The organism is Cobetia sp. AM6 (assembly GCF_009617955.1).
GTDB lineage: Bacteria > Pseudomonadota > Gammaproteobacteria > Pseudomonadales > Halomonadaceae > Cobetia > Cobetia amphilecti.
The window spans coordinates 657071-668759 of sequence record NZ_AP021868.1 but is presented as its reverse complement, the minus strand read 5'-3'; the positions used below and the strand labels follow the sequence as shown (position 1 = coordinate 668759).

General features: G+C 64.8%; 7 protein-coding genes. 1 reads left to right on the top strand and 6 read right to left on the bottom strand.

Annotated elements, in window-relative coordinates; genetic code table 11:
• Positions 1-40 precede the first annotated feature (40 nt).
• Entirely contained in the window at positions 41-979 is a 939-nt protein-coding gene (tal, locus tag CLAM6_RS02850; RefSeq protein ID WP_043333980.1) for a transaldolase, read from the top strand.
• Between the two features lie 151 nt (positions 980-1130).
• Here tal and CLAM6_RS02845 read toward each other — a convergent pair whose 3' ends face one another.
• From CLAM6_RS02845 to CLAM6_RS02820, 6 genes are all read right to left on the bottom strand, one after another.
• Positions 1131-1685, bottom strand: coding sequence for an STAS domain-containing protein (locus CLAM6_RS02845; RefSeq protein ID WP_043333981.1), 555 nt, complete (start codon positions 1683-1685; stop codon positions 1131-1133).
• Positions 1678-2829 (bottom strand): PP2C family protein-serine/threonine phosphatase, encoded by a 1152-nt coding sequence (locus tag CLAM6_RS02840; RefSeq protein ID WP_043333982.1) that lies wholly within the window; start codon positions 2827-2829, stop codon positions 1678-1680. Before CLAM6_RS02840 ends, CLAM6_RS02845 begins: the two co-directional genes overlap by 8 nt.
• 115 nt (positions 2830-2944) lie before the next feature.
• Complete coding sequence (locus CLAM6_RS02835; RefSeq protein ID WP_107335497.1) at positions 2945-3706, bottom strand: MlaA family lipoprotein; 762 nt, start codon at positions 3704-3706, stop codon at positions 2945-2947.
• A 135-nt stretch (positions 3707-3841) separates the two neighbouring features.
• Positions 3842-5026: a beta-ketoacyl-ACP synthase III gene (locus CLAM6_RS02830; protein ID WP_153636764.1), complete on the bottom strand. Its 1185-nt coding sequence runs from the start codon at positions 5024-5026 to the stop codon at positions 3842-3844.
• A gap of 383 nt (positions 5027-5409) precedes the next feature.
• Positions 5410-9576, bottom strand: coding sequence for an ATP-dependent RNA helicase HrpA (gene hrpA / locus CLAM6_RS02825; RefSeq protein WP_153635113.1), 4167 nt, complete (start codon positions 9574-9576; stop codon positions 5410-5412).
• A 232-nt stretch (positions 9577-9808) separates the two neighbouring features.
• Positions 9809-11569, bottom strand: coding sequence for an AMP-binding protein (locus CLAM6_RS02820; protein ID WP_153635112.1), 1761 nt, complete (start codon positions 11567-11569; stop codon positions 9809-9811).
• Positions 11570-11689 lie beyond the last annotated feature (120 nt).

Below are 11689 nucleotides of genomic sequence, written 5' to 3'. Positions count from 1 at the left end.
CCCCTTCGGGTGGCTCACGCTCAGTACAGGAAACTCTTGCATGGCACAGGACAAGCTCTCCCAACTCAAGGAAATGACCACCGTCGTCGCCGACACCGGTGACCTCGAGGCCATTCGTCGCTTCGCGCCCACTGATGCTACCACCAACCCGTCACTGATCCTGCAGGCCGCTCAGGACCCGTCACGTCGCGAGCGCCTGACCGAAGTCGCGCGCAAGGCCACCGACATCGATGATGCCGTCGACGCCGTGGCCGTGGATATCGGTACCGAGATCGCCGGCCTGGTGCCGGGCTATGTCTCCACCGAGGTCAGCGCCCGCCTGTCCTTCGATGCCGACGAGACCATCCGTCGCGCGCATCGCATCATCGAGCGCTACGCCGCCAATGGCGTCGGTCAGGAACGCATCCTGATCAAGACCGCCTCCACCTGGGAAGGCATTCGCGCCGCCGAGAAGCTCGAGCGCGAAGGCATCCGCACCAACCTGACGCTGCTGTTCAGCTTCGCCCAGGCCCAGGCCTGTGCCGATGCCGGCGTGACGCTGATCTCGCCCTTCGTCGGTCGTATCCTCGACTGGCACAAGGCCAATCAGCCGGACGCCGACTTCAGCGGCGACAACGACCCGGGCGTGAAGTCCGTCAAGGCCATCTACGAGCACTACAAGGGTCACGGCTACAAGACCATCGTGATGGGCGCCAGCTTCCGCAACACCGGCGAGATCGAAGCGCTGGCCGGCTGTGACCGCCTGACCATCTCGCCGGCACTGCTGGGTGAGCTGGCCGAGAGCACCGGCCCGCTGGAACGTCGCCTGCTGGCCGCCGATGCCGAGCAGAACGTGCCGGAAGTGCTGACCGAGTCCAACTTCCGCTGGGACATGAACGAAGACGCCATGGCCACCGAGAAGATGGGCGAAGGTATCCGCAAGTTCATGGCCGATCAGCGCAAGCTCGAGACTCTGCTGGCCGAACTGCGCAGCCACTGAGCCAACCGAGCATAGCGCCGATGATGAGCTCTTGTTAAGCAAGAGCTCATTGAATGGCCAAGGCAACAAAAAGCGCCTGCCGTGAAATACGGCAGGCGCTTTTTGTGCTTTCAGCGGTGTGCTGTCAGGCTAAAAGCCCCAGCGCGCGCCTTCAGTGCGGCTGGCGATGCTCCTCACTTTCCAGCAGCTCGATCAGCGGCTGGAACTCCAGGCGGTTGTGGCCGTTCAGGCACATCAACAGCCGGTGAGCCTCGAGAATGCGTCCGCGCAGCTCCTGTTCCTGCTGGGGCGAGGCATCGGCGTCATCCTGAGACTCGTTCAGCGCTGGCGCATTGCAGCAGGAAGCCCCGTCCAGATCGGCCTGGTCCGCCTCCGGCAGGCTGCCGGCGTCCACGACACTGGCCACCTCGTCGAACCCCATCACCTTGAGCATGGTCAGCACGTCGGGATGGGCAGCCACCACCTGCGCCGGCATCACCAGCCGGTCGCGGACCGCCAGCGCCAGCTTGGCCAGAAAGCCCAGTGCGGTGGAATCGACATTGGTCGCTTCGCGCAGATCGATGATCACGCTTTCCAGTCCCTCAACCGCAGCCACGCGCTGTACCTGCTGATCCAGCGTGGCACACAGCGTCAGGCGTACATCACCGGATAGCTTGAGCACGAACAGGCCGTCTTCGAACACGGCCTGGATACGTCCTTCATCCATCATGGAATCCTGTCAGCGTCATCAAGGTAAGGTCATCCGGCAGCTCGCCATCCAGCGCCAGTCCACGACGCAATCCTTGCACATCCTCACTGCTCAGAATCCGTTGATGCAGTGCTCGAGTCCTGTCCTCCAGCGCCTCGCCCGGCAGGCATTCCAGTACACCATCACTGGCCAGCCACAGACGGAAGCGCTCAGGAAGCGCCACACGATACGCTGGATAGCGGGTGTCTGGGAAGAGCCCCACCGGCCGACCGCTACCTTCCAGCTCACGCAGTTCGCCATCGGGCGTGACCAGTACCGGCATCGGCAGCTGGGCGCCCAGGGTGTAATGCAGCGTGCGCGTGTCACGGTCCATCACACCACACATCACCGTGGCATGCTTGCCGATACCACTGTCGATCAGTTCACGGTTGAGCAGTGCCAGCCACTCGGGGCCGAAGGTTTCCGGCGTATGTTCCTCCCAGTGGCGGATCGCGCGTGCGAACAACAGCTTGAGCAGCACGGTCACGAAGGCCGACGAGGCGCCATGACCGGAGACATCCGCAAAGTAGAACAGGCTGAAGCGTTCGTCGATCGCCTGATACTCGAGGAAGTCACCCGACAGATACAGCGACGGCGACAGGCAGTACTCGTAACTGACGCCATTGATGTGCTGCCCGCTCTGGGGCAGCAGACGCTGCTGGATCTGGCCACCGGCCTGCTGGTCCTGACGCAGCAGCGCCAGATGCGTCTCCAGGTGCTCGTTGAGCTCCTCGAGGCGCGCGCGTGCCTTGGCGTGCTCATGGGCCAGCTGGTGATGCTCCGCCGCCCGCTTGAGCAGACTGCGCAATACCGAGCCATGCTCGCGCGGCGAGATGAGGTAATCGACCAGCCCGGCCTCCACCGCCGGCAGCAGGCATTCATCGCCACGGCTCTCGGCCACCACCACCGTCGGCAGGCGCTCGGCCAGACGCGCCCACTCATGACTGGAAACGGCCTCGACATGCGCGACCACCACCGCCACCCCGCTGGGCAGTGTCGCGATGCCATCACAGGCCGCCACCGCACAGCGTTCATCCGTCAACAGGTTCGCCAGCGCATCACGCCGCGAGCCGGGAAGATCAATCAGACCGATCAACAGACGCTTGCCTTGCTCATCCGCCATGCCAACCCCTCATTCCCGTCCTTACTGCCATCCACTCGCAGTCTTGATGCTGCTTGCCCTCGCGACCGGCACCACTGACCCTTCACGGTACCGGTCGCCTGCTGCGGGTGACGCGTTACTGGCTGTCGTCTTCCGGTGCGAAGGCACCGTCGAGATCGGCATCATCGAAGCTGTCGCTGGCGAAGGGATCATCGCCCAGCTTGCCATCGTTGATCTCGAAGTTGCGGCGCTGCAGGTAGGCATCACGAATGAAGCTGTAGCGATCGCCCTGGATCAGCTTCTCCTGCTCGAGCAGACCGGCACGGGTATCGACCAGATCCAGCGCCTTCAGGCCGTAACGCACCTTGTCGTCTTCGACGTAGTTGACGGGATCAGCGAAGTAATCCACCGGCATGCCCGCGGTATCACGCACGGTACTCGGACCGAACAGCGGCAGCACCAGATACGGCCCCTGCCCTGCCCCCCAGACGGCGAGGGTCTGACCGAAGTCTTCCTCATCCACTGTCCAGCCAAGCTCGCTGGCCGGGTCGAACAGGCCGCCGATGCCGACGGTGGAGTTGAGCAGCAGACGGCCGGTGGAGACACCGGCATTGGCCCACTTCCACTGCAGCACCGAGTTGAACATGGTGCGGACCTCTCCCAGATTGGAGAAGAAGTTGCCCACGCCATCCTGTACCAGCTCCGGCGTCACATAGTCATAGCCCTGCGCGACCGGCTTGAGGGCATAGCGATCCAGGGTGTCATTGAAGGTATAGACGTTACGGTTGAAGCCCTCCCAGGGGTCCTGAGGGTTCGGCTCGCTGTCTCCGGTGCTGGCGCAACCCGCCAGCAGGGACATGGCCAGCAGTGCCGGCAGGGAAGTCTTGATCGTGTGCATCTCGTCACCTGTAAGTCTATTGGATTCCTGCAGCGGTCCTTGCCACATCCCTGGCTGTCAGGTCCGGTCTTCTTTATACGTTCCGCGCCCGCCAAGAGCCAGCACAGGCCGCGTGGATTCGCGCAATGTCCTGCTTCAACCGCAGCGTTTCAGCAGCACGCTGCCGGCACTGTAGCCTGCCCCGAAAGAACACAATACCCCCAGGCTCCCCGGCGCCAGATCAGCGTGATGGAGATGGAAGGCGATCACCGAGCCCGCGGAGCTGGTATTGGCGTAGCGATCGAGAATGATCGGCGCTTCCTCGCTCGACGGGTCACGCCCGAGCACGCGACGCGCGATCATGTCGTTCATGTGGCGGTTGGCCTGGTGCAGCCACATGCGATCAAGATCACCGCCGTCTGCCTCGATCTCGCCCAGATGGGTGGTGATCAGCTCGGCCACCATCGGGCAGACCTCGCGGAAGACGCGCCGCCCTTCCTGGATGAACAGCTTGTCATCGGCCTGTTCACGATGGCTTGCACTATCGAGTGTCATCGCGGATGCCACGTCGTCCTCAAGCACCGCCGTGCGATTGAGGAAGCCGAAATTGTTGCGTATCGCGTTGGAGAAGCGCGTCACCAGACGCGTGCCGAGCACCTCGAAGCCATCGGTGCGCGTGGCGACATCCGCCGCCTCCAGCACCACGGCCGTGCAAGCATCCCCGAAGATGAAGTGGCTGTCACGGTCGCGGAAGTTGAGATGCGCACTGCAGATCTCCGGATTGACCATCAGCACACGCCTGGCACTGCCGCTGCGAATCGCGTTGGCGGCGGTCTCGATGCCGAAGGTGGCGGAGCTGCACGCCACGTTCATGTCGAAGGCATAGCCACCGGCCTCGAGCGCGGCCTGCAGTTCCACCGCCACCGCCGGATAGGGGCGCTCGAGGTTTGAACAGGCCACGATGACCAGATCCAGGTCCGCGGCGTTGACGCCCGCCGCCGCCAGCGCTTCACGCGCGGCCGCCACGCCCATCTCGCACTGCACCGAGGGCTGGTCATTGGCGCGCGCCGGCAGGCGTGGGCGCATGCGCTCCGGGTCGAGAATGCCCTCGGCATCCAGCACGTAGCGGCTGTGGATACCCGAGGCCTTGACGATGAATTCGGCGCTGGACTCGGTGCGCGCCTCTCGCTCACCACGTGCGATGGCGTCGGCATTGGCGGCATTGTCCGCCGCCACCCAGGCATTGAAGGACGCCACCAATGCCTCGTTGCTGATGGCATTGGGCGGCGTGTAGAGCCCGCTGCCGGTGATCAGTACGCGATGATTGCCGCTGGCGCTCATGGACTGACCGGCGTTGGCGTGTTGCGTATCGGCAGCGTGATCATTGTCATTGTTTGGCATGCATCCACTCCTGACAGTGCTATCCCGTGGGATATCACCAGAATTGAGCGGGGCACGACCCGGCGCCGCGTCGTCATGCCCCATGTTCAGTGTACGCTGTCTCGGCGATTCCAGACGCCCGAGTCAGCATTTGTCGGGCGATCACAGTGAATGCTTAAACAGCAATTCCTGTCTGCAGCTTGGGCCATCCCGCCGCGGCACGCCTCCACGTACCGGTCACGCAAGCCCCTGATGCCACGCACAGCGCCCTGGAATGGCTCCCGACAAGGCAGAGCTTCAGCCATGACAGAGCTTCAGCCAGGACAGAGCCCAGCCTCAGGACATCAGCGGCGCGCCATCAGCTCCTGCCAGCGCTTCTCGAGGCGCTTGGCGGAGACGGTCTCCAGGGTGCCGAGCTGCTGGGCAAACAGCGAGACGCGCAGTTCCTGCAGCCACCAGCCGAACTCTTCCAGCTCCGCATCCGGCAGCCCCTGCTCGCGCGCCTTGCTCAGGCGGGCATCAAGGCGTGATTCGAAGCCCTTGACCTCCTCCATGTCACGCTGGTCGCGCATGCGCTCACGCGGCGCCTTGTCGAGACGGATCAGCATCGCCTCCACATAGCGCGGCAGCTGATGCAGCCATTCACCGGAGGCCTGGATGAAGCCCGGCGTGATCAGGCGCGCCTGCTGGGCCTTGAGATCAGCCACCACCAGCGCCATCGAGAAGTCGATCTTGCCCTTGAGGCGCTTGGATAGCTCCAGATGCTGCTTGAGCGCGGCTTCCAGCGGCTTGAGCAGCGCCTCGGCGTGCGGCACCAGCTCGGCCCGCCTGTCATCGAGACGCGCCTGCAGTTCGCTGCGCGAACGCGGCAGCGGCTCGACGGCCATCACCTGCTCGAAGACGCTGTAGATGAAGTCATCCGCCAGCTGGCGACGCGTGCCGACCTTGGCGAACAGCAGCGCACAGCGCTCCAGCGCCTTGAGGTCACGGTCCAGATAGCGCACCTGGTCCGGCAGGCGTGCCATCGCCAGACGCGTGATGCCATCACGGTGCGCGGCGGCGGCCTTGGCCGGGTGATCGAACAGCTCCACGCTCAGATTCTGCTCGACCTGAGCCGTCGCGCTGGCAGGCGCATGGCTGGACGGCGCGCTGTTCTTGCCGGTCTTGCGCGCCAGCTTGCGCTGCTTGGCACTCATGCCGCTGTCGGCAGGCGCCGCCGCCTTCACCACCAGCGCCGGATAGGCCTCGACGCGGATGCCCGCCTGGGTGGTGCTGTGCGAGGTGGCGATCGGCGTCTCCGGCAGATCTTCCAGCACTTCGCTGTCGGCTTCACGACTGCGGTTGGCCATCGCCCGCGCGGCGGCCGCGGCCGAGTCCTTGAAGCGCGCTTCCAGCGCTTCGAGATCACGCCCTTCGCCCAGCACCTTGCCGTCCTGATCGACGATGCGCAGGTTCATCTTCAGGTGCGGTTCCAGCGTTTCGGGCGCCCAGGCATCCTGCGGCAGGCGCAGGCCAGTCTTGACGCGCATGAACTCGGCCAGCGCATCGGTCAGCGGCACGTCGTCCGGGGTCAGCGCCTCAAGTGCGGCATCGACCCAGTTGGGAATCGGCACCACCTGCTTGCGGTACTGCTTGGGCAGCGACTTCATCAGCGCGATGGCCTTGTCGCGCAACAGCCCCGGCACCAGCCATTCGATGCGATAGCGCGGCAGCTGCGACAGCATCGCCGCCGGCACGATCATCGTCACGCCGTCATCCACCGCACCGGGCGCGAAGTGATAGCTCAGCGGGTAGGCGACGCTGTTGTGGTGCAGCTGTTCGGGGTAGCGCGCGACGGTGACTTCCTCCGCGTCACGCGCCATCAGGTCGTCGAGATTCAGATGCAGGACATCGGGGTTGTCGCGCTCGGCCTCCTTGCGCCACTTGTCGAAGCTGCGCCCGTTGTAGATGCCTTCCGGAATGCGCTCGGCATAGAAGGCGAACAGCGTCTCTTCGTCGACGAGGATGTCACGCTTGCGCGCGCGGTCCTCAAGCTCACCGACCTCATCCATCAGGCCGCGATTGTGGGCGAAGAACGGCGCACGGGTCTGGAATTCGCCCTCGACCAGCGCACGGCGAATGAACAGCTCGCGGGATTCTTCCGGCGCCAGCGGCCCGTAATGCACCTTGCGCGCGGTGACGATGGGCAGCCCGAACAGGGTCACCTGCTCACTGGCGACCACCTGGGCACGCTTCATCTCCCAGTGCGGCTCGCTGTAGCTGCGCTTGACCAGATGCTCGGCCAGCGGTTCGACCCACTCGGGCTTGATCGCCGCGACCTGACGCGCGTAGAGCTTGGTGGTCTCGACCATCTCGGCCGCCATTACCCACTTGGGCGACTTCTTGGCCACACCGGAACCCGGGTGGACGAAGAAGCGTCGGTTGCGCGCCCCGAGATACTCGCGATTTTCCTGCTTGAGGCCAAGATTGGAGAGCAGCCCGGTCAACAGCGCGCGATGCAGTGATTCGTGATCGATGGCCACCGACGGGCGGCGGCCCTGCCCCGGTGAGGCCAGTACCCGCGCGGTGACCTCGGCCTGCGCCTCGGCGTCGCGCTCATGCTGGGCGCTGGTCATCTCCAGCCCCAGGTCGCGCGTCAGCTGCTTGAGCTGGCGGAAGGTGTCATGCCACTCGCGCAGGCGCAGATAGTTGAGGAAGCGCGCCTTGCACCAGCGGCGCAGCGGGTTGGCACCCAAGGCATCACGCGCCAGTTCGAAGCCTTCCCACAGATTCAGCCAGCTGACGAAGTCGGAGTTGTCGTCATCCCACTCGTGGTGGATCTGATCGGCCTGCTGGCGCTTGTCGGCGGGACGCTCGCGCGGGTCCTGGATCGACAGCGCGCTGACGATGATCAGCACTTCACGCAGGCAGCCGCGCGAGGCGCCCTCAAGCACCATGCGCGCCAGACGCGGGTCGATGGGCAGACGCGCCAGGGTGCGGCCATCACGGCTCAGACGGTTGTGTTCATCCACCGCGCCCAGCTCGCGCAGCAGGCGGAAGCCATCGGTGACGAAGCGCGAATCCGGCGCATCGACGAAGGGAAACTTCTCGATATCGCCCAGCTTGAGCGACAGCATCGACAGGATCACCGATGCCAGGTTGGTGCGCTGGATTTCCGGCTCGGTATATTCCGGGCGCGCGAGGAAGTCCTCCTCGCTGTAGAGGCGGATGCACAGGCCTTCGGCGATACGCCCGCAGCGGCCCTTGCGCTGGTTGGCACTGGCCTGGCTGATCGGCTCCACCGGCAGACGCTGGATCTTGGAGCGATAGCTGTAGCGGCTGATGCGCACCAGACCCGGGTCGATCACGTAGCGGATACCCGGCACGGTCAGCGAGGTCTCGGCGACATTGGTGGCCAGCACGATGCGGCGACCACGATGCGGCTGGAAGACGCGGTTCTGCTCTTCGTTGGAGAGGCGCGCGTACAGCGGCAGCACCTCGGTATCACGCAGCTGGGCGCGACGCAGGGTGTCCGCGGTGGCGCGGATCTCGCGCTCGCCGGGCAGGAAGATCAGCACGTCACGCGGGCCCTGCATCCAGCCCTTCTCGCGCTCGATCACCGACAGCTCTTCCACCGCGCGCAGGATACCCTCCTGCAGGCTGAGGTCTTCCTCATCCTCGGCATCGCGCACCAGCGGCAGGTACTGGGTCTCGACCGGGAAGTTGCGCCCGCTGACCGAGACGATGGGCGCCGGCGTGCCATCCTGGGCCGCGAAGTGCTGACTGAAGCGCTCCACGTCGATGGTCGCCGAGGTGATGATGATCTTGAGGTCCGGGCGGCGCGCGGTGAGACGCTTGAGGTAACCGAGCAGGAAGTCGATGTTCAGACTGCGCTCGTGGGCCTCATCGATGATGATCGCCTCGTAGCGGCTCAGGTCCGGGTCATGCTGGGTTTCCGCCAGCAGGATACCGTCGGTCATCAGCTTGATCAGCGTCGACGGGCCGGTGGTGTCGTTGAAGCGCACCTGATACCCGACCGTCTCGCCGAGTGTCGTCTCGAGCTCCTCGGCCAGACGCGCCGCCACCGAGCGCGCCGCCAGACGACGTGGCTGGGTGTGGCCGATCAGGCCATTGCGCCCCAGCCCCATTTCCAGGCACAGCTTGGGCAGCTGGGTGGTCTTGCCCGAGCCGGTCTCACCGGCGACCACCACGATCTGATGCTCGGCGAGGGCGGCGAGGATGTCTTCGCGACGCTCCACCACCGGCAGTTCCGGCGGATAGTTGAGCGCGGCGGGTGTCTGCCAACGTGCCAGTGCCGTCTCGCGCGCGGCGCGCTGGGCGATGCTCGCCTCCAGGCGGCTCTCGATATCGTTGATGGCACGATCGACCGGCTTGCCTTCCTTGAGACGCCGCCGCAGGCCAGCCAGGCGCTTGCCAAGCTCGCGCTGATCACGGCTCAGGGCGCGTTCAAGGCGAGCCGCGAGGGCTTCAAGACGCGCATGTTCGGACGGTGCGGTAGCGGTGTCGCTCAAGGACTGCCTCTTCTCAACCAGCGACCACACGCCACGCGCGCAGCCGGAAACTCTCGGGAATTCAGCCTCACGCTCGCCTGCACGAGGCAGCAAGCCATGACACCTGAATGACAAAACGGCCCGTCAACAAGTGACGGGCCGTCCATTGTAGCCCTGCGCGTAGCCGCGCCCAACCTTGGTGGCGCTTGTCCTCTACCACGCCGCCGGCTCAGCGCTGCCCTCAGTACTGTCCTCAGTGCTCGCGTAGCGGCGTATTGCCAGCGCTCTCTTCGCTGTCGCGCAGCTCACGGCGCAGCACCTTGCCGACGTTGGTCTTGGGCAGTTCATCGCGGAATTCGACGAAGCGCGGCACCTTGTAGCCGGTCAGCTGCTCCTTGCACCAGCTGCGCAGGCTGTCGCGATCCAGATCCGGGTTGCTTGAGACCACGAACAGCTTGATCGCCTCGCCGCTCTGCTCGTCCGGCACGCCCACTGCTGCCGCCTCGACGATATCCGGATGGCCGCTGACCACGTCCTCGATCTCGTTGGGGAACACATTGAAGCCGGAGACGATGATCATGTCCTTCTTGCGATCGACGATGCGCACGAAGTCATCTTGCTGGATGACCGCGATATCGCCGGTGCGGATGAAGCCCTCGTCATCCATCGCCTCTCGCGTGGCGTCGTCACGCTGCCAGTAACCCTTCATCACCTGGGGGCCGCGCACGCACAGCTCGCCCGGCGCATCACGCCCCAGCGTCACGCCATCGGCGTCCACCACCTTGAGCTCGGTGCCCGGCACCGGCTTGCCGATGGTGCCCAGCTGCAGCTCGCGCGGCGGATTGAAGCTGACGATGGGCGAGGTCTCGGTCATGCCGTAGCCCTCGGCGATCGGGCAGCCGGTGACGGCTTCCCAGCGTTCGGCCGCGCTGCGCGTCAGCGCCATGCCGCCGGAGATGGTCAGCTTGAGACTCGAGAAGTCCAGCGCCTTGAAGTCATCACGCTGACACAGCGCCGAGAACAGCGTGTTGAGGCCGACGAAGGCGGTGAACGGTGTCCTGGCCAGTGTCTTGATGAAGCCATCGATATCGCGCGGATTGGTGATCAGCACGCTGTGGTTGCCGCTCTCCATGCTGTAGAGGCAATTCACCGTGAAGGTATAGATGTGATAGACCGGCAGCGGCGCGATCAGCACCTCCTGGCCTTCATTGAGCACATCACTGATCACGCCGCGCGCCTGCAGCATGTTGGCGACCAGATTGCGGTGGGTCAGCATGGTGCCCTTGGCAACCCCGGTGGTGCCGCCGGTGTACTGCAGCGCGGCGATGTCCACGGGCTGGCGCGTGACACGCGTGTGCGAGAGCCCCGCCCCGCGCTTGAGCACGTCACGTAGGCCGTGTGCGTCGGGCAGGTGGTACTTCGGCACCATCTTCTTGACGTAGCGCACCGCCAGGTTGATCAGCGGACGCTTGGGGAAGTCATGCAGGTCACCGATCTCGGTGATGATGACCTCCTCGATGTCGGTGCGCTTGAGCACCTTCTCGAGCTTGTCCGCCATGTTGGCCAGAATCACGATGGCGCGGGCGCCGGAGTCATGGAACTGGTGCTGCATCTCGCGCTCGGTGTAGAGCGGGTTGGTGTTGACCACCACCAGACCGGCGCGCAGCGCGCCGAATACCGCCACCGGGAACTGCAGCAGATTCGGCAGCTGAATGGCGATGCGATCACCGGGCTCAAGGCCGGTCTCGTGTTCCAGCCAGGCGGCGAAATTGCGCGACAGGCGGTCCACATCGGCGTAGCTGAGCGTCTTGTCCATGCAGCTGAAGGCCGGACGCTCGGCATAGTTGGCGCAGCTGGCCTCGAAGACCTCGAGAATCGAGGGGTAATCCTCGAGACCGGACAACGGCTCACCACTGACGATCAGGTTGGCGTCCCCGGTCACGGGGCCAGCGTGATCAGACGCCTTGTCGGCTTCCGGGTCTGCCGAGGCGTTGGCAGGATTGGCATCATGCATGGCTTGGGCTCCATGACTGCATTCGTCTGCTGGATCGTGGCCGGGCGCGGAGTCTTTCACTGGCAGCCACAGGCGAGAATTCAGCACTTGTTGTTATCAGGGCGTCACGCCCACATGTGA